Genomic DNA, 17873 nt, shown 5'->3' on the forward strand with positions numbered 1-17873 from the left:
TCAAAATACGCAAAGATTGTCTATAAAATCGGCTTTTGGGTCTAGTTTGCTGCCATTTTGGCTATTGGCTTCGAATAAATATTTAAACAACAAAAACGTTATCGTTTTTATTAGCGGAAAATTAAATGGATCAGTTTCATGATATACGCCCTTACAACGACGATGAAGTCGCCGGGGTGTTGCAAAACTTGTTAGAAACACCGGATTTTATTAATACCATTATAGGCTTTCGTTTTCCAGGTTGGCCGACATTCCTTAGAGGGCCGTTATCGCTGTTGGTGAAAATGGCTCTTAAGCGGCAGTTTTCAGGCATTCGTAATGTTCGTGATTTTCAGATGGGTGTAGCGAATTACATGGAACGTATGATCAAAAATACGACCACTGATGTTGAGTACCGAGGCATTGATAAGCTTCAAAAGGATGTGGGGTATTTATTTTTGTCGAATCATCGAGACATTGCGATGGACCCAGCGTTCGTGAATTACGGTTTATACATGGCAGGTCTGGATACTGTCCGGATAGCCATTGGGGATAATTTATTACGTCGTCCTTTTGTTTCTGATTTAATGCGTCTGAATAAAAGCTTTATTGTGAAGCGCTCTGCCAATGGAATTCGTGAAATGATGGCGGCTTTTGGGCAGCTATCTTCCTATATCACTCATTCAATAACCAAAGAGCACTGTAATATTTGGATTGCCCAGAAAGAAGGTCGAGCGAAAGATGGCTTGGACCAAACGGATCCCGCGATCATTAAAATGTTTTACATGAGTCAGAAGAAAGACAAAGTGGCTTTTCCTGAAGCCATGGCCAATCTTAATGTGGTGCCTGTCTCAATTTCCTACGAATACGACCCTTGTGCGTTTGATAAGGCGCGAGAGTTGCATCAAAAATCGACCACAGGTAATTATGAAAAAGCAGAATTTGAAGACATTGATAGCATCAAAAATGGCATTGTGGGGCAGAAAGGTAAAGTGGTTGTCACCTTTGGTGATGTGATTACCACAGAAGGCATTGAGACGCCTGAAGATTTTGTTGAGGAGGTCGACCGTCAGATACTCTCTCATTACGCAATTCAACCAAGTAATGAGTCGGCGTTTGCTATGCAGCAAGGAATGCCCGCGACAGACAGTGCGTTTGAAGTGTATATGCAAACTTGTCCAGAGGCGCTGCGTGAGACGGTGTTGGCTATGTATGCTAACCCGCTAAAACAAAAGCAAAAATATGTAAATGTATAATCAGTAAGGTAATGACTAATGAATATCGGGACGTTGTTAAGATCCTGGGTTGGTTCCACCGTGTTTTTTGTTTATTACGCGTTATCAACCATACTATTTGGGTTGATGGCACCATTCGCTACCATCATCTTGCCTAAGGATGTGCGTCAACCAGTGTTGAATTTGCATAATAAAGGCTTGCTGTTTGTTTTTCGGGTTCTATGTGGGGTAAAGATTGAAATCATAGGACGAGAACACATCAACAAAAATCGCCCAGTTGTATTGGTGGCGAATCATCAAAGTGAATGGGAGACATATGTTTTACAGGTTTTGATGGCTCCTGTGTCTACTGTCCTGAAGAAAGAGCTGTTATCTATGCCTTTTTTTGGTTGGGGGCTGCGTATGGTACAGCCAATTGCCATTGATCGATCTAAACGTACTAATGCGTTGAAACAAATTATGAGTCAGGGCAAAGAGCGGTTGGAAGATGGCCGATCAGTGTTGATTTTTCCTGAGGGAACTCGAACTAAGCCAACGGAAGTTAAAGAATTCAATAAAGGGGCTGCTATGCTGGCAACCTCTGCGAATGTGCCGATTTTACCCGTAGTGCATAATGCAGGATACGCTTGGCCAAGTAAGAGTTTTTTGAAAAAACCTGGGGCGATTCGCTTGGTGATTGGGCCTGTGATCGAGTCGGAAGGTAAGAAAACGGGGCAATTACACGATGAGATGACCGCTTGGATGCGTGCCGAGATGGCGAAATTGCCAAAAGGGGCATAGACAGTCCCATCGTCATTCTTCTTTTGTTATCACTTTGGTCATTAAAAAAGCCGCAGTCTTACTTCTTAATAAGAAGGAAGACTGCGGCTTTTGTGTATGAGCTTAGCGTTCGTCCGCTATGACTGATATTTCTTGAATACCAAGCTGGCGTTTGTGCCACCAAAGCCAAAGCTGTTAGACATAATCAGGTTCAAATCCACATTGTCTTGACGTGTGGTCACGACAGGGATGTGGCCTGCTGCTGGGTCAAGTTCGTCAATGTTGGCGGAGGCCGCAATGAATTTGTTTTCCATCATCAATAAACAATAGATGGCCTCATGAACACCCGCCGCACCGAGGGAATGACCAGATAAGGACTTGGTTGAGCTGACCGCAGGGATATTTTCACCAAAGGTTTCATTCACTGCTTGTAGCTCTTTCATGTCACCCGCTGGTGTGCTGGTACCATGAGTATTGATGTAATCAATTTTGCCATCAATGGTGCTCATGGCCATTTGCATACAGCGAACGGCACCTTCGCCAGACGGAGCGACCATGTCGTAACCGTCCGATGTGGCACCGTAGCCAACGACCTCAGCATAAATTTTTGCGCCACGTGCTTTTGCGTGCTCTAGCTCTTCAAGAACGAGAATACCGCCACCCCCCGCGATAACAAAGCCATCACGGTTTGAGTCATAGGCGCGAGACGCAATTTCAGGAGTGTCATTGTACTTAGACGATAAGGCACCCATGGCATCAAACATACAGGTTTGCTCCCAGCTCTCTTCTTCGCCACCGCCTGCAAACACTACATCCTGTTTGCCTAGCTGGATAAGTTCCATGGCATTACCAATACAGTGAGCACTGGTCGAACAAGCGGAGGTGATGGAGTAGTTTACGCCTTTGATTTTAAAAGGAGTCGCCAAACATGCTGATACCGTACTTCCCATGGTTTGCGTAACACGGTAGGGGCCCACGCGTTTTACGCCTTTTTCTCGTAGGGTGTCTGCCGATTCCACTAGGTTTTGTGCCGATGCACCACCAGACCCTGCAATTAAGCCTGTGCGGACATTAGACACTTGTTCTTCGCTTAAGCCTGAGTCCGCAATCGCTTGCTGCATAGAAACATAAGCATAAGTTGCGGCATCGCCCATGAAGCGACGCGCTTTACGATCAATACTATCGCTATCTAAATCGATACGACCGCAAACATGGCTGCGAAAGCCATGTTCTTTGTAATCTTCAGCGAAACGAATACCAGAACGGCCCTCGCGCAAGGAGTTTAAAACGCTCTCTTTGTCATTGCCAAGACAACTGACAATGCCAAGACCTGTTACTACTACACGACGCATATAATGTGCCTCTTTACCCTTAATCTTTAAAAGTTATCAGTGGTTGTGAACAAACCAACGCGCAAATCTTTTGCAACGTAAATTTCTCGTCCATCAACGGATACGCTTCCGTCAGCAATACCCATCACCAATTTACGTTCGATCACACGTTTCAATTGGATATTGAAAGTGACTTTTTTCGCTGTTGGGAGAATTTGTCCTGTGAACTTAACTTCACCACAGCCCAATGCGCGCCCACGGCCCTTGTTGCCTTTCCAGCCAAGGAAGAAGCCAACAATTTGCCACATTGCATCTAGGCCTAAACAGCCCGGCATGACTGGGTCGCCAGGAAAGTGGCATTGGAAAAACCAAAGGTCGGGATGAATATCCAACTCGGCAATGATTTCACCTTTGCCGTGTTCTCCGCCTTCGGCTGAGATACGTGTGATGCGATCCATCATCAACATGTTGCCTACGGGTAGTTGGGCATTACCTTCACCAAACATTTCGCCGTAGCCACATTGCAATAGTTCGTCTTTTTCAAACGAGGAAGCTCTAGTCATTATAGTCCTATTCCACCTACAGCGAATAACGCGATGGGTTATGCTGAGTTATGTGGTCCTGTTAGCAGTATAAAATCTAGCGGATTATATCGGTTTGAGCGCTTAATATGAATGATTGAACAGAAAAAAAGCGCTAACCTTGCTTAAGAAAGGCATATTTTTAGGTTTGTGTACTGAAAATTGATGCTTTTTTACGGAGCAACATACCAGAAACCGCAATTGGTCGATGGACTAGGGATGTTTTTTCTCGCTCTCAAGACTCATAATGTGACCGATAAAAATAAATTAGAGTAGATGTATGATAGATATTGGTGGCAAACTTTGTGCCCCTTGGCAGTATAGTGTTGATGATAATAAGAATGATTTTTTGGTGGGCTATCAATCGCAGACTGATCATTCGTTAGCCTCGCTGCATTTTCTTCATGGAAACGGCTTTGCTGTGGGGTCCTATCGGCATTTTTTAGCGCATTTCGCCAGTGACTATAATCTGCTTTTGCAAGATGCTGCTGGTCATGGTGAATCCTCACCGGGTGAGACGTTTGTTGGCTGGAATGAAACGGCTAGTCGATTTGTTCGCTCATTGCAGTCGCGCTTACCTCAATTGCCTGCGACCGAAAGAATTGGTATGGGGCATAGCTTTGGTGGTTGTTTGACAGCTCTCATGAGTGTTCAAGAGCCTGGCTTATTTGATCGGATCGTTCTACTTGATCCCGCAATGTATCCACCCAAAGTGATCTGGATGATGCGTGGTGTGCGTGTTTCTGGGTTGAAACGACGCTTACCGATGGTGCGAAAGGCCACTCGTCGCCGTACGCATTGGGAGAGTCTCGCTAAGGTGAAGGCCAGTTTTAAAGGTCGTGGTACTTTTAAGGGGTGGCAAGATCGATGCTTGGATGACTACATTCGCTATTCTGTTCGAGAAGACGAAGATGGGCAATGTTATCTGCGTTGCCCTCCTTGGATGGAGGCCGCCATTTTTTCCTCTTACCCTAAAGGTTTATGGCGACTGATTCGTACGGTAAAGGTGCCAACCTATATTATTCAAGGGGAGTCATCTTATGGCTTTTTTCTCGAGGCCCATCATTTGGCCGCTCGCTTGAATCCGAATATTAAGGTCGTGACGGTAAAAGGGGGGCATTGTTTTATGCAAGAAGACCCAGCTGCCGCTGCACAGCAGGTAAAGAGTTGGTTGGATTCATTTGATCGTGCTACTGAGCATGGCTCTTGAGTATATGAGCAAGCAATAAAGAGCCACTCAGCGTGGCTCTTTTGTTTCGAGGCGATTTGACATCAGTTACGGCGTTTAACGGAGGCGTGAGCTAAGTTAATTAACGCTTCTTTATATTCTGAATCACCGAGAGGGGCTAATGCTGCAATGGCTAGATCAGCCTGTTCCTGAGCGCATTGTTCTGTGTACTCAATGGCGCCACACTCTTGGACATCTCTAATGATGGTGTCTAGCTGTTCTAAGCCTCCAGTTTCAATGGCGTGTCGGACGCGGCTCACAGCGTTAGGGGTGCCATGTTGCATGGTGTAGATTAAAGGGAGGGTTGGTTTCCCTTCTGCCAAGTCATCGCCTACGCTTTTACCCATTTCCTCGGCGGTACTGGTGTAGTCCATAACATCATCAATCAATTGAAAAGCGGTGCCTACGTACATACCATAGTTTTTGAGTGCCGTTTTGATGTCATCATTGGCCTCCGCGATAACTGCGCCACATAGCGCGGCCCCTTCGAATAGCTTTGCCGTTTTGTATTGGATGACTTTCAAGTAGTTTTCTTCGGTCGTATCTGGGTCGCCACAGTTAATGAGCTGTTGTACTTCCCCTTCCGCGATGATGTTGGTGGTTTCAGCGAGAATGGCCATACATTCCATGCTCTGAATGCTCACCATTAATTGAAAGGCGCGTGTATAGAGGAAGTCACCGACTAATACGCTGGGAGCGTTACCCCATTCTTCATTGGCGGTTTTTTTGCCGCGACGCATATCGGATTCATCCACCACATCATCATGCAGTAGCGTTGATGTGTGAATAAACTCAATAATGGTGGCCATTTTGATGGCTTTATCGAGCTTGTTATCATCCAAGTGTAGGCTTGCTTTGGCAGCAAGGAGTACCATGAGAGGGCGAAGACGTTTACCACCGTTACTGATAATGTAATAACCGATTTGTTCAATGAGAGGGATGTCACTTTTCAGTTGTGACACTATATATTCGTTTACTCGGCCAAATTCGTTGGCCACAACATCATGTATTTTTGTGGGTTGCATACGATTTCCGAAGCTAAAAAGTACTAAGCTGTAAAGCAAGTCTGTCCCATGCTAGGTAAGCCTTGTGTCAGGGTCAACCCAAAAGATGAAAAATACATAAACACCGTGCTTTTTACTTGTATTGGCTGGTTTGATTTTGTACAATCTCGCGTCCGATTTACCCACATTTTGCTCCCTATCATATGGTAAGTGGATTTTTGTTGTGATCGACAGAAATTTGGTGCCACTAGAAGTAGGTCAAATCCAATTCAGTAGCCGGGTAAATCTCATTGGAGAAGAACATGTTTGCAGTAATCAAAACTGGCGGTAAGCAATACCGTGTGCAAGAAGGCCAAACCCTTAAGGTTGAAAAACTTGCAGTAGAAGAAGGTGGCGTGGTTGAATTTAACGACGTACTTCTTGTTAGCAATGGCGACGACGTTAAAGTTGGCGCTCCAGTTGTAGAAGGCGCTAAAGTAACAGCAGAAGTAGTTACTCATGGTCGCGGAGACAAAGTGAAAATTTTGAAATTCCGTCGTCGTAAGCATTCTATGAAGCGTATGGGACATCGTCAGTGGTTCACAGAAGTGAAAGTCACTGCGATTAACTAATAAGCGCTAACTAAAATACATTTAAGGAGTAAGTCATGGCTCATAAAAAGGCGGGTGGTAGTACTCGTAACGGTCGCGATTCCGAGTCGAAACGATTAGGTGTCAAACGTTTTGGTGGTCAAGTTGTGATCCCAGGTAACATTCTTGTTCGTCAGCGTGGAACTCAATTCCACCCAGGTGTTGGTGTTCAGATCGGTAAAGATCACACCTTGTTCGCTGTTGTTGAAGGTCAAGTAAAGTTTGAAGTGAAAGGTAAACTTAAGCGTCGTACGGTTTCTGTCGTAGCGGCTTAATTACTGCTAAAAACTTAAAAAGAGCTCCGCGACGCGGGGCTTTTTTTTTGGAAAAATCTTATAATCAGAATCTGTTGATTCTGATAATCCACCGAAGAGGTGAATCTGTGAAATTCGTTGATGAAGCCAGTATCTATGTAAGAGCGGGTAAAGGCGGTAATGGTTGTTTGAGCTTTTGGCGGGAGAAATTTGTTGCCAAAGGCGGTCCCGATGGCGGTGATGGCGGCAATGGCGGCAGTGTGTATTTGGTTGCTGATGAGGCTTTAAATACGCTGATCGACTTTCGCTATACGAAAAAATACATCGCTGAAAGTGGCGAAGGCGGCCAAGGGCGCGACATGACTGGCTCAAAAGGGGCCGATCTTGAGGTTAAAGTGCCGATTGGTACAACAGTGATTGATGAGGACACTGGTGAAACCTTAGGCGATCTTGTGCGCGATGGTCAGCGCTTGAAAGTGGCCCAAGGTGGTCACCATGGTTTAGGTAACACGCGCTTTAAATCCAGTACTAACCGCGCCCCTCGCCAAACGACGAAAGGAACTGTTGGAGAAGAGCGGACCCTAAAGCTGGAGATGAAAGTGCTGGCGGATGTGGGGTTGCTTGGTTTGCCTAATGCGGGTAAATCCACTTTTATCCGTGCAGTCTCGTCGGCTAAGCCAAAAGTCGCAGATTACCCCTTTACAACCTTGGTGCCAAATTTGGGTGTAGTGAAGGTGAAAAAACACCAGAGCTTCGTTGTGGCAGATATTCCAGGCATCATTGAAGGTGCATCGGAAGGGGCAGGTCTGGGGATTCGTTTCTTAAAACACTTGGTTCGTAACCGTATTTTGCTTCATGTTGTTGATTTGGCCCCTTGGGACGAGATTACGCCAGCGGAAGCGGCACTTATTGCGGTGAATGAATTGCAGCAGTTTAGCCCCACTTTGGCGGAACGTGATCGCTGGTTGGTTTTGAATAAAACCGATATGGTGCCGGAAGACGAGTTGGAAGAACGCTGCCAGAGTGTTATCGATGCGTTGGGCTGGCAAGGAAGAACATACCGTGTCTCGGCAATTTCTGGCGAAGGGACGGAGGTGTTGTGTTTGGACTTGATGACAGCGCTTGAGACTCAGCGCGAGTTATTGGCAGAAGATCCAGAGGCTCGAGAAAAAGAGAAAGCGATGCGTGCCTTGATTGACGAAGAAGGGCGTCATCGTATTATGGCGTTGCGTGAGAAGCGTCGTTTAGAAGGTAAAATGCTGGATGACGATGATTTTGATGATGACGATTATGATGTCGAAGTAGAATACGTTTAAGCATTGGCTAATTTTGTGGGTGGGTAAGCGGAAGTATGGAAAGGCGAGAAAAGATTGCGAAGGCGCAGCGGCTGGTGGTGAAAATCGGTAGCGCTCTGTTGACGAATGACGGTCAGGGTTTGGATGTCGAGCGCATCGGATTGTGGGTTGAGCAAATAGCTCAATTGCGAGAGCAAGGTAAAGAAGTGGTGTTGGTGTCATCTGGCTCCATTGCCGCTGGTATGAAGCGTCTTGGTTTTTCTTCTCGACCGACTCAAGTGAATGAATTGCAGGCAGCTGCCGCGGTCGGTCAAATGGAGCTGGTGGGGGTGTATGAGAGTCATTTTGAAAAGCATGGCCTTTGTACAGCGCAAATTTTACTCACCCATGATGATTTATCTAATCGTCGACGTTATTTAAATGCGCGTTCATCATTACGCACGTTGCTTAGTTTGGGGGTTGTACCCATTGTTAACGAAAACGATACAGTTGTAACCGACGAAATTCGATTTGGTGACAACGACACATTAGGGGCGCTGGTGGCGAACTTGGTGGAAGCCGATGTGATGATTATCTTGACGGATCAGCAGGGGTTATTTGATAAAAACCCAAGAGACCACAAGGATGCCACCCTGATCTCTCATGTTTCAGCGACCGATGAGCGCTTAGAGTCTATGGCTAGTGGTGGGGCTGGTTTGTTGGGCAGTGGCGGTATGTTGACGAAAGTGCGTGCGGCGCGTTTAGCGGCGCGCTCTGGGGCTGACACTTTGATTGCCTCGGGTCGTGAGGAGAGTGTTATACTGCGGGTAGCTTCTGGCGAGCATTTGGGGACCTGGTTACAGCCTGAACATGGGCGGCTAGCGGCCCGTAAACAGTGGTTGGCTGGGCAGTTAAAAAGTCGTGGGACGCTGGTGCTGGATGAGGGTGCGGTTAAAGCGTTGCGCAAAGGTAGTACCAGTTTGTTGGCTGTAGGGGTGAAAGATGCGCAAGGGTCTTTTTCTCGTGGTGATATGGTGCTGTGTTTGGATGAGCAGGGTGCTCTGGTAGCGCGTGGTTTGATCAATTATACCGTGGCAGAAACCTTAAAGTTGCTTGGTCGTCCTTCCTCCGATATTTTGAGCGTGCTGGGTTACGAGAGTGAGCCGGAGCTGATTAACCGAGATGATTTGGTCATTATTTAACGCAATTTAATGTGCTTAGGAGAGTGGCATGGCAAAACCGGGGCAGTCTGGCTTGGCGCGAGTTATTAGTGCAACGCGTTATTCTTATCAGGGGTTAAGGGCGCAATGGAAGCATGAAGCGGCTTTTCGTCAAGAAACCTGCTTGTTTTTAGTGGCCTTGCCATTGGCGCTTTGGTTGGGTGATGGTGGCATGGAAAAAGCATTGCTGATTTTTTCTGCTGGTATGGTATTGATCGTTGAAACGATTAATTCCAGTGTAGAGGCGGTTGTTGATCGAATTAGTAATGAGCAGCATGAGCTGTCTGGGCGGGCTAAAGACCTAGGGTCAGCGGCTGTGATGCTGTCTTTGGTGTTGGCGGCCGTTGTGTGGGCGCTGGTTATTTTCTCATAGAGTCAATCTTGCCGCTTTGATGGCAGTGCAGCAATGTGAAAGACATAAAAAAACCGGCAAAAGCCGGTTTTTTTATGGGTATTAGGCCAGTGCTTTGATTTTAGCACTCAAGCGGCTCTTATGACGAGCTGCTTTGTTTTTGTGATATAGGCCTTTACCAGCTGCTTTGTCTAGCTTAGAAGTGGCTAGAGTATAAGCGGCTTGTGCATCAGCTTGATTACCTGCTTCGATAGCTGCATCTACTTTTTTCAAGTAGGTACGAACCATAGAGCGCAGGCTACCATTATGAGCGCGACGTTTGATCGCCTGGCGCGCACGTTTTTTTGAACCGGCGGAATTTGCCACAGTCTGGCTCCTTTCAATTATATTAGGAAACGGCACAGCACTGTGCTGCGTCGTGAAATTAATGTCAAGTTTGACTTGAGAATCTCGCGGCGGATTTTACCAGTTTTTTTGCGTGTCACAACCCCATTATACAAATAATCACCAAATCTAGTGGCTTATTTTCCTGCCTTGTCGGTCAATCTGGTGGTATTCTTGCTCCAATTGCTTGGTATGGTTAGTAAAATTATAATGTCTGAAGAAAATGTGGTGTCTAAAAAAGAATCAAAAGAAATAGCGCAAAAGAGTTCTTTATTACGTTCCGGTGTCTTAGTTTCCATCTGTACTTTTTTGTCACGTATTCTAGGGTTGGCTCGAGATTCGGCGTTGGCGTATGTATTAGGGGCCAGTGCTGGCGCGGATGCTTTCTATGTGGCGTTTAAAATTCCTAACTTTTTTCGTCGACTTTTTGCAGAAGGCGCTTTTGCGCAAGCCTTTGTGCCTGTTCTGAGTGATTATCGGGTCAATACCAGCAAAGAAGAGGTGAAGGCGTTAATTGCCGCTGTATCGGGCTCACTGGCCTTGGTGCTATTGGTGATGACGGCTTTGTTTATGCTCTGCGCGCCGTGGGTTATTTATGTTTTTGCACCAGGCTTTGCTTCCGATGGTGAGCAGTCGCGTTTGGCATCTGAGTTGCTGACTATTACGTTTCCTTATTTAATGTTTATTTCGTTAACCGCACTGGCTGGTGGTGTGCTCAATGCTCATGGTGAGTATGCGGTTCCTGCGATTACGCCAATTTTTCTCAATATTACCTTGTTGGTTGCCACCTTGGTGTTTGCGCGTAATGCGGCTCAGTCTGAGATTTATGTGGCGTGGGGGGTGTTTTTCGCAGGATTGGTGCAGCTTGCTTTCCAAATGCCGTTCTTAGCTCGGCTCAAACTGTTACCCATGCCGACTCTGAATTTTCGTCATCCGGGGGTTAAGCGCATTTTATTGCTGATCGGTCCGGCACTATTTGGGGTGTCTGTGAGTCAAATCAACCTGTTATTAGACACTGTGCTGGCGTCGTTCCTGCAAACTGGCAGTATTACTTGGTTGTATTTGTCGGATCGTTTGTACGAACTACCGTTGGGGATTTTTGCTATTGCGATTAGTACGGTTATTTTGCCGTCATTGTCACGGAGTTTTGCTAGCAAAAAAGCAGACAGCTTCTCGTCGACTCTAGACTGGGGGTTGCGTGTATTATTGCTGATTGCCGTGCCTTCTTCTTTAGCGCTCTTTATGTTGGCAGAGCCTTTGATTGCCACCATCTTTTATCGGGGTGCGCTGACGGTTCATGATGTGGTGAAGGCTTCAGAAAGTTTGCAAGCTTATTCTCTCGGATTGGTTTCTATGATGCTGATTAAAGTGTTGGCGCCAGGGTACTATGCAAGACAAGACACAAAAACACCAGTGCGTATTGGTATTATTGCTATGGTGTCAAATATGGTGCTGAATCTGATTTTTGTTTGGCCGCTAGGGCACGTTGGCTTGGCGCTGGCGACCAGTTTATCGGCATGTATTAATGCTTTTTTATTATGGCGTGGCCTGCGTAAGCGAGGGCATCATGTATTTTCTGATCAGTGGAAGCGTTTGCTACGTATTCTAGTGCTTGCAACATCTGCGCTGGGTGTGTGTTTGTATGTGTTCCTTCAGCAGGGTTGGGTATGGACCCAGATGAGTAATCTGCAGCGTATTGGTGATACCCTGCTAATCGTTGTTGTTGGGGTGTTTGTGTATGTGGGGGTCGCCATACTGGCGGGCCTGCGTTTATCAATGTTAAGGCACGGGTAAGTTCACTGCTTGTGATATGGCCAGCTGAAAGCGCGTTTGTGTAAGTTCTGGCCTACCGTCATCTAGTGAACTGCTATATAATCTTGGTTATTTTTTTCAGCGCTGGGTGGAATGGTCTTGAACGAGGCACTATGGAGTTAATACGGGGTATTCATAATATCCGAGAAAAGCATCAAGCAGGTGTGCTAACGATTGGGAATTTTGACGGCGTTCATTTGGGGCATCACGCTATTTTAAGCCGAGTAAAAGCATTGGCTGCCTATTATCGTGTGCCTGCGGGGATTATGATATTTGAGCCTCAGCCACGCGAGTTTTTTGCACCAAATACTTCGCCAGGGCGCATTAGTCGCTTGCGGGATAAGGTGGAATTGCTCAAAGGGCAGGGCATCGATTATGTCTTATGTTTGCCTTTCAATCCCAAGCTTCAGCAGCTTGATGCCTATACCTTTTGCCAGAGCATTTTGTCGGATGGCTTGTCTGTACGGCATTTGGTGGTGGGGGATGATTTTCGGTTTGGCTGTGATCGCCAAGGGGATTTTGAATATTTGCGTCAATTCGGTGAAACCCACGGTTTTGATGTTGAAAATACACCCTCCGTGCTCAATACATTGGGTGAACGAATCAGCAGCACGCTAGTGCGTCAAGCGTTAGAGCGGGGAGATATTAGCGCCGCTCAAGAAAACATGGGTCACCCGGTGATGCTAAGCGGTCGAGTGATCCACGGGCAAAAGCTGGGCCGTACTATTGGTTTTCCCACTGCCAATGTGCATTTGAAAGGCACCATGTCTGCATTGTCAGGCGTTTATGCTGTGACGCTGGAAACGGAGGGCGTGCGCCACGAAGGTGTTGCCAATATAGGTATGCGACCCACGGTTAATGGCAAAACCCCTGTGCTGGAAGTGCATTTGTTCAACTTTAATGGTGATTTGTATGATCAATATGTACAGGTCACTTTCTGTCGTTTTATCAGGGCAGAACGAAAAATGTCCGGCCTAAGTGAGCTGGAACAACAAATTCAACGTGATAAAGAAGAAGCACAACGCTTTTTTGCTAATCAGTGAAAAGATGATCTTTGAGGATGAATCGATAAACCATGAGTGATTATAAACCGACACTGAATTTGCCCAACACGGATTTTCCAATGCGTGGTGATTTGGCAAAACGTGAACCTGCAATGCTGAAGCGCTGGCAGGATATGGATCTATACAACAAAGTACGTAAAGTGAGTAAAGGCCGTAAGTCTTTTATTCTTCACGATGGCCCTCCATACGCGAACGGTAGCATTCACATTGGTCACGCGGTTAACAAAATCCTCAAAGATATTATTGTTAAATCGAAAACCGTCAGCGGCTTTGATGCCCCGTACATTCCTGGTTGGGACTGCCATGGTTTGCCAATCGAACACAAAGTTGAACAGTTGATCGGTAAAGCGGGCGATAAAGTATCGTACAAAGATTTTCGTGCGAAATGCCGCGAATACGCTTACTCGCAAATCGAAGAACAGAAAAAAGACTTTATCCGTCTTGGTGTGATGGGAGATTGGGACAATCCTTATCTGACCATGAACTTTGTAACCGAAGCGAACATTGTTCGAGCATTAGGTAAAATTGCTGAAAATGGCCACTTAGTAAAAGGTTTTAAGCCTGTTTACTGGAGTGTGGTCGGTGGTTCAGCCTTGGCGGAAGCGGAAGTGGAATACCAAGATAAGACCTCTTTGTCTTTGGATGTGCGTTACACACCAAAAGATGAAGCGGCGTTGTTGGTAAAATTCTCAGGTGTGGAAGGGGAAGGTAAAGTCTCGGTTGTTATCTGGACCACTACGCCTTGGACTTTGCCAGCCAGTCAAGCGGTCTCGATTCATCCAGAATTTAATTACGCACTGGTTGAAGTGGACATGGGAACAGGCAAAGAGCGCCTGATTCTAGCGGAAGACATGGTCGACGCGGTGATGAAGCGTTATGGCCAAGAAACATACCGCATCGTGGGGCGTGCTGTGGGTGCAGACCTTAATGGTACTTTGTTGGATCATCCGTTTGTTGAGCGTGACATCCCAGTTATCTTAGGGGAACACGTAACGACGGAAGCCGGTACGGGTTGTGTACATACGGCACCAGACCATGGGGTAGATGACTTTAACGTGGGCCGTGAAAATGGCTTAGGTACCATCAACCTCGTGCAAGATAACGGTGTTTACTCGGAAGCAGCAGGCGAATTCGCGGGCATGCACGTTTACAAAGTAGACGATGCTGTGTTGGAAGCACTAAACCGTAATAACGCTTTGGTGTTTCAGTCAAAAATCTTCCACAGTTATCCACACTGCTGGCGTACTAAAACACCGTTGATCTTCCGTGCGACACCACAATGGTTTATCAGCATGGATGAAAAAGGTCTATTGGATTCTGCGAAAGAAGCGGTCAAAGGTGTGAAGTGGACACCTTCTTGGGGTCAAAACCGCATGGAAGGCATGTTGAATAACAGCCCAGATTGGTGTGTGTCACGTCAGCGTACTTGGGGTGTGCCAATTGCTTTGTTTATCAATAAAGAAACGCAAGAGCTTCACCCAGAAACACCTCGTTTGATCGAAGAAGTGGCGCAGCGTATTGAAAAAGCCGGTATCGATGCTTGGTTTGATCTAGATGCGGCAGAGCTTTTGGGTGATGAAGCGGAGCAATACAGCAAGGTAACCGACACATTAGATGTGTGGTTCGACTCTGGTGTGACTCACTACTCTGTTATCGATCAACGTGATGAATTGAGCTTCCCTGCGGATCTGTACCTTGAAGGTTCTGACCAACATCGTGGCTGGTTCCAGTCTTCTTTGAAGACCTCTATCGCGATCCGTGGTGTACCGCCTTATAAAGGTGTGCTAACTCACGGCTTCACCGTCGATGGTGATGGTCGCAAGATGTCTAAATCACTCGGTAACGTGGTTTCTCCACAGAAAGTGATGGACACTCTAGGCGCGGATATTATTCGTTTATGGGTTGCGGCAACCGATTACACGGGCGAAATGACAGTGTCCGACGAAATCCTGAAACGTGTAGCGGATTCTTACCGTCGTATCCGTAATACTGCGCGTTTTATGTTGGCAAACTTGAATGGCTTTGATCCAGCAAAAGACATGGTACCTTCAAGCGAAATGATCGCCTTAGATCGTTGGATTGTTGATCGTGCAGCGCAGCTACAAAAAGATTTGGATGTGGCTTACGGCGAATATCAATTCCATACCGTCAACCAAAAAATCCAGAACTTCTGTTCGGTAGATTTAGGTGGTTTCTACTTGGATGTGATCAAAGATCGTCAATACACCACACAAGAAGACAGTTTAGCGCGTCGTTCGGCGCAAACGGCTTTGTATCATGTGATGGAAGCTTTCACCCGTTGGATCTCTCCCATCTTGAGCTACACAGCAGATGAGATTTGGTTGGCCCTTCCTGGGGAGCGTAGCGAGTCTGTGTTCCTAGAAACCTGGTACGAAGGGCTTGAAGAGCTGGCGGGAGACGAAGTACTTGGTCGCGAGTTCTGGAAACAGGTTCTTGAAGTGAAAGTGGCGACCAACAAGGTGCTTGAAGCGGCACGTAATGAAGGCAAAATGAAAGCCAGCTTGAGTGCGGAAATTACCTTGTATTGTGACGAGGCATTGCAAACCACATTGAATCGTCTAGGTGATGAACTTCGCTTTGTGCTGATTGCCTCTGATGTGAAAGTTTTGCCTCTTGACCAAACGGCTGAGGGGGCGGTTGCAACCGATCTTGCCAGTCTTAAAGTGCATGTCGAGTTAAGCAAGCATGCAAAGTGTGTGCGCTGTTGGCATCACCGTGAAGAAGTGGGGAAACGAGAAGCGCACCCTGAGCTGTGTGATCGTTGTATCTCTAACCTACCTGATGGGGAAGGTGAACAACGCCTTTACGCTTAATGACCTTTCGATATATGTGGCAACAAGCCCAGCGCTGGTGGGCGCTGGCAATTGCAGTGGTGGTCTTGGATTGGATCACCAAACAGGCGGTTGTGGCGAATTTGTTTTATGGACAGGAAATCCATTTGTTGCCCGTGCTTGATCTGACATTGCGCTACAACACTGGCGCGGCCTTTAGTTTTTTAGCTCAAGCAGGGGGGTGGCAGCGTTGGTTGTTCTCCTTGATTGCAATAGCCGTGGTGGTGGGGATTAGCTGGCGTTTAGTCAGGATTGGTCGTAAAAATCCTTGGGAGGCGGCTGCGTTAAGTCTGATTATGGGCGGTGCTCTTGGTAATTTGCATGATCGTCTTGCCTATGGCCATGTGGTTGATTTTGTACAGGTTCATTGGCAGCAATCTTGGTACTTTCCCGCCTTTAATGTGGCCGATAGTGCGATCACAATAGGTGTTATCTTGATGCTGTTAGAAGGCTTATTTGTTAAGCCGAAGAAAGGTGAAAAAGAATGAGTTTAGTGACGACAGACAGCCGAGTGACCTTGCATTTTGAGTTGTCTTTGGAAGATGGTCAGATTGTAGATTCCAATTTTGATCAAGCACCCGCTCAATTTGTGTTTGGTGATGGCAATTTGTTGCCTGCTTTTGAAGAAGTGCTAATTGGCATGAAAGCAGGTGATGAAGCATCGTTTGTGATGTCGCCAGAAAAAGCGTTTGGTGCACACAATGAAAACAATATCCAGCGTATTCCACGCTCTCAGTTCTCAATGGATTTAGAAGAGGGCATGGTCGTGTCCTTTTCAGATGCTGCGAACAATGAGTTGCCTGGTGTTATCGCAGAAATTGGTGATCAAGATGTCATTGTTGATTTTAATCATCCACTCGCAGGGCGCTCATTAACTTATCGAGTGCAAATTGTGGCAATTGAGGAGGCATCATGAGTTTTGCTATTCAGTTGGCCAATCCACGTGGATTTTGTGCTGGGGTAGATCGTGCGATTGAAATCGTCAACCGTTGCTTGGATTTATTCGAAGCGCCTATTTACGTGCGCCATGAAGTGGTTCATAACAAATTTGTTGTGGAGTCATTAAAAGCTCGTGGTGCCGTATTTGTTGATGAATTGGATCAAGTGCCTGATGACAATATTGTTATCTTCAGTGCCCATGGGGTGTCTAAAGCGGTGTGTGATGAAGCGTCGCGTCGCGGGCTAAAAGTGTTTGATGCAACCTGTCCTTTAGTAACGAAAGTGCACTTGGAAGTCTTACGTTACTCGCGAGATGGCGTGGAGTGTGTCTTGATTGGTCATGATGGGCATCCCGAAGTAGAAGGTACCATGGGGCAATACGATAGCCGTAATGGTGGGGCGATTTATTTAGTAGAGAGTCCAGAGGATGTAGCTTCTTTGAAGGTAAATAACCCTGAAAAGGTTGCATTTGTAACCCAGACCACACTATCGATGGATGATACATCCGTAGTGATCGATGCTCTTCGCCAATATTTCCCTAACATTAAAGGGCCAAAGAAAGACGATATCTGCTATGCCACGCAAAATCGTCAAGATGCAGTAAAAACATTAGCGGCAGAGTCTAAGTTAGTGTTAGTGGTTGGTTCTGTGAACAGCTCTAACTCAAACCGGTTGCGAGAGCTTGCTGAACGGATGGGCGCAACGGCATACCTTATTGATAATGCGGATGAAATCGATGCCAATTGGTTGGTCAACGTAGAAAGTGTTGGGGTGACAGCTGGTGCTTCTGCACCAGAAGTACTGGTCAACCAAGTGATCGAGCGTTTAGTAAAAGAGGGCGGCGAAGCCCCTCAAGAGCTAAAAGGTCAAGAAGAGAATGTATCTTTTTCTATGCCCAAGGAGCTAAGAATCGTTGAGTTATAAGCTCAGAGGTTCTCTTTAGAAAGATTTTTTGAAATTAATTTAAATTATCGTT

General features: G+C 46.4%; 18 protein-coding genes. 14 read left to right on the forward strand and 4 right to left on the reverse strand.

What is annotated here, in order from left to right:
- Positions 1 to 125 precede the first annotated feature (125 nt).
- Both JHD45_RS18800 and JHD45_RS18805 read left to right on the forward strand, forming a co-directional pair.
- The gene (locus tag JHD45_RS18800) at positions 126 to 1235 is read left to right on the forward strand and encodes a 1-acyl-sn-glycerol-3-phosphate acyltransferase (protein WP_199478018.1); all 1110 of its coding nucleotides are present in this window, start codon (positions 126 to 128) and stop codon (positions 1233 to 1235) included.
- An 18-nt stretch (positions 1236 to 1253) separates the two neighbouring features.
- Positions 1254 to 1994 carry a lysophospholipid acyltransferase family protein gene (locus JHD45_RS18805; protein WP_199478019.1) on the forward strand — a complete coding sequence of 247 codons (741 nt, stop codon included), beginning with the start codon at positions 1254 to 1256 and terminating at the stop codon, positions 1992 to 1994.
- Positions 1995 to 2110: 116 nt separating this feature from the next.
- On the opposite strand, the gene fabB is transcribed toward JHD45_RS18805, so the two are convergent.
- Positions 2111 to 3325: a beta-ketoacyl-ACP synthase I gene (gene fabB / locus JHD45_RS18810; protein ID WP_199478020.1), complete on the reverse strand. Its 1215-nt coding sequence runs from the start codon at positions 3323 to 3325 to the stop codon at positions 2111 to 2113.
- Positions 3326 to 3351: 26 nt separating this feature from the next.
- The gene (gene fabA, locus JHD45_RS18815) at positions 3352 to 3867 is read right to left on the reverse strand and encodes a bifunctional 3-hydroxydecanoyl-ACP dehydratase/trans-2-decenoyl-ACP isomerase (RefSeq protein ID WP_067020020.1); all 516 of its coding nucleotides are present in this window, start codon (positions 3865 to 3867) and stop codon (positions 3352 to 3354) included.
- Between the two features lie 298 nt (positions 3868 to 4165).
- Here fabA and JHD45_RS18820 point away from each other — a divergent pair, with 298 nt between their 5' ends.
- Positions 4166 to 5095 carry an alpha/beta fold hydrolase gene (locus JHD45_RS18820; protein ID WP_199478021.1) on the forward strand — a complete coding sequence of 310 codons (930 nt, stop codon included), beginning with the start codon at positions 4166 to 4168 and terminating at the stop codon, positions 5093 to 5095.
- Positions 5096 to 5157: 62 nt separating this feature from the next.
- Here the strand turns inward: JHD45_RS18820 and ispB are convergent, their stop codons facing one another.
- Positions 5158 to 6138, reverse strand: a complete 981-nt coding sequence (gene ispB / locus JHD45_RS18825) for an octaprenyl diphosphate synthase (protein ID WP_199478022.1) — start codon at positions 6136 to 6138, stop codon at positions 5158 to 5160.
- Positions 6139 to 6419: 281 nt separating this feature from the next.
- Here ispB and rplU point away from each other — a divergent pair, with 281 nt between their 5' ends.
- The 5 genes from rplU to JHD45_RS18850 all read left to right on the forward strand — a co-directional run bounded on the left by rplU (position 6420) and on the right by JHD45_RS18850 (position 9867).
- Complete coding sequence (gene rplU / locus JHD45_RS18830; RefSeq protein ID WP_067020013.1) at positions 6420 to 6728, forward strand: 50S ribosomal protein L21; 309 nt, start codon at positions 6420 to 6422, stop codon at positions 6726 to 6728.
- 35 nt (positions 6729 to 6763) lie between these two features.
- Entirely contained in the window at positions 6764 to 7021 is a 258-nt protein-coding gene (gene rpmA, locus JHD45_RS18835) for a 50S ribosomal protein L27 (protein ID WP_012071897.1), read from the forward strand.
- Positions 7022 to 7128: 107 nt separating this feature from the next.
- On the forward strand, positions 7129 to 8316 hold the full coding sequence (gene cgtA / locus JHD45_RS18840) for an Obg family GTPase CgtA (protein ID WP_199478023.1): 1188 nt from the start codon (positions 7129 to 7131) through the stop codon (positions 8314 to 8316).
- 35 nt (positions 8317 to 8351) lie between these two features.
- The gene (gene proB / locus JHD45_RS18845; RefSeq protein WP_199478024.1) at positions 8352 to 9476 is read left to right on the forward strand and encodes a glutamate 5-kinase; all 1125 of its coding nucleotides are present in this window, start codon (positions 8352 to 8354) and stop codon (positions 9474 to 9476) included.
- Positions 9477 to 9504: 28 nt separating this feature from the next.
- Positions 9505 to 9867 carry a diacylglycerol kinase gene (locus JHD45_RS18850; RefSeq protein WP_199478025.1) on the forward strand — a complete coding sequence of 121 codons (363 nt, stop codon included), beginning with the start codon at positions 9505 to 9507 and terminating at the stop codon, positions 9865 to 9867.
- A gap of 81 nt (positions 9868 to 9948) precedes the next feature.
- Here the strand turns inward: JHD45_RS18850 and rpsT are convergent, their stop codons facing one another.
- Entirely contained in the window at positions 9949 to 10212 is a 264-nt protein-coding gene (gene rpsT, locus JHD45_RS18855) for a 30S ribosomal protein S20 (RefSeq protein ID WP_199478026.1), read from the reverse strand.
- 228 nt (positions 10213 to 10440) lie between these two features.
- Here rpsT and murJ point away from each other — a divergent pair, with 228 nt between their 5' ends.
- The 6 genes from murJ (at position 10441) to ispH (ending at position 17821) form a co-directional block, all read left to right on the forward strand.
- Positions 10441 to 12024: a murein biosynthesis integral membrane protein MurJ gene (murJ, locus tag JHD45_RS18860; RefSeq protein ID WP_199478027.1), complete on the forward strand. Its 1584-nt coding sequence runs from the start codon at positions 10441 to 10443 to the stop codon at positions 12022 to 12024.
- Between the two features lie 131 nt (positions 12025 to 12155).
- The gene (gene ribF, locus JHD45_RS18865; RefSeq protein ID WP_199478028.1) at positions 12156 to 13085 is read left to right on the forward strand and encodes a bifunctional riboflavin kinase/FAD synthetase; all 930 of its coding nucleotides are present in this window, start codon (positions 12156 to 12158) and stop codon (positions 13083 to 13085) included.
- Between the two features lie 32 nt (positions 13086 to 13117).
- On the forward strand, positions 13118 to 15940 hold the full coding sequence (gene ileS / locus JHD45_RS18870) for an isoleucine--tRNA ligase (protein WP_199478029.1): 2823 nt from the start codon (positions 13118 to 13120) through the stop codon (positions 15938 to 15940).
- Entirely contained in the window at positions 15940 to 16446 is a 507-nt protein-coding gene (gene lspA / locus JHD45_RS18875) for a signal peptidase II (RefSeq protein WP_199478030.1), read from the forward strand. Before ileS ends, lspA begins: the two co-directional genes overlap by 1 nt.
- On the forward strand, positions 16443 to 16874 hold the full coding sequence (locus tag JHD45_RS18880) for an FKBP-type peptidyl-prolyl cis-trans isomerase (RefSeq protein WP_199478031.1): 432 nt from the start codon (positions 16443 to 16445) through the stop codon (positions 16872 to 16874). The genes lspA and JHD45_RS18880 overlap by 4 nt, the downstream gene beginning before the upstream one ends.
- On the forward strand, positions 16871 to 17821 hold the full coding sequence (ispH, locus tag JHD45_RS18885; RefSeq protein ID WP_199478032.1) for a 4-hydroxy-3-methylbut-2-enyl diphosphate reductase: 951 nt from the start codon (positions 16871 to 16873) through the stop codon (positions 17819 to 17821). Before JHD45_RS18880 ends, ispH begins: the two co-directional genes overlap by 4 nt.
- Positions 17822 to 17873 lie beyond the last annotated feature (52 nt).

It is taken from the genome of Marinomonas spartinae (assembly GCF_016461715.1).
In the GTDB taxonomy this organism is placed as follows: Bacteria; Pseudomonadota; Gammaproteobacteria; order Pseudomonadales; family Marinomonadaceae; genus Marinomonas; species Marinomonas spartinae_A.

What these genes read in the sequence shown, in the direction of transcription:
- JHD45_RS18800 (WP_199478018.1), top strand. Translation starts at nt 126, where the DNA reads ATGGATCAGTTTCATGATATACGCCCTTACAACGACGATGAAGTCGCC.
- JHD45_RS18805 (WP_199478019.1), top strand. Translation starts at nt 1,254, where the DNA reads ATGAATATCGGGACGTTGTTAAGATCCTGGGTTGGTTCCACCGTGTTT.
- fabB (WP_199478020.1), bottom strand. Translation starts at nt 3,325, where the DNA reads ATGCGTCGTGTAGTAGTAACAGGTCTTGGCATTGTCAGTTGTCTTGGC.
- fabA (WP_067020020.1), bottom strand. Translation starts at nt 3,867, where the DNA reads ATGACTAGAGCTTCCTCGTTTGAAAAAGACGAACTATTGCAATGTGGC.
- JHD45_RS18820 (WP_199478021.1), top strand. Translation starts at nt 4,166, where the DNA reads ATGATAGATATTGGTGGCAAACTTTGTGCCCCTTGGCAGTATAGTGTT.
- ispB (WP_199478022.1), bottom strand. Translation starts at nt 6,138, where the DNA reads ATGCAACCCACAAAAATACATGATGTTGTGGCCAACGAATTTGGCCGA.
- rplU (WP_067020013.1), top strand. Translation starts at nt 6,420, where the DNA reads ATGTTTGCAGTAATCAAAACTGGCGGTAAGCAATACCGTGTGCAAGAA.
- rpmA (WP_012071897.1), top strand. Translation starts at nt 6,764, where the DNA reads ATGGCTCATAAAAAGGCGGGTGGTAGTACTCGTAACGGTCGCGATTCC.
- proB (WP_199478024.1), top strand. Translation starts at nt 8,352, where the DNA reads ATGGAAAGGCGAGAAAAGATTGCGAAGGCGCAGCGGCTGGTGGTGAAA.
- JHD45_RS18850 (WP_199478025.1), top strand. Translation starts at nt 9,505, where the DNA reads ATGGCAAAACCGGGGCAGTCTGGCTTGGCGCGAGTTATTAGTGCAACG.
- murJ (WP_199478027.1), top strand. Translation starts at nt 10,441, where the DNA reads ATGTCTGAAGAAAATGTGGTGTCTAAAAAAGAATCAAAAGAAATAGCG.
- ribF (WP_199478028.1), top strand. Translation starts at nt 12,156, where the DNA reads ATGGAGTTAATACGGGGTATTCATAATATCCGAGAAAAGCATCAAGCA.
- ileS (WP_199478029.1), top strand. Translation starts at nt 13,118, where the DNA reads ATGAGTGATTATAAACCGACACTGAATTTGCCCAACACGGATTTTCCA.
- lspA (WP_199478030.1), top strand. Translation starts at nt 15,940, where the DNA reads ATGACCTTTCGATATATGTGGCAACAAGCCCAGCGCTGGTGGGCGCTG.
- JHD45_RS18880 (WP_199478031.1), top strand. Translation starts at nt 16,443, where the DNA reads ATGAGTTTAGTGACGACAGACAGCCGAGTGACCTTGCATTTTGAGTTG.
- ispH (WP_199478032.1), top strand. Translation starts at nt 16,871, where the DNA reads ATGAGTTTTGCTATTCAGTTGGCCAATCCACGTGGATTTTGTGCTGGG.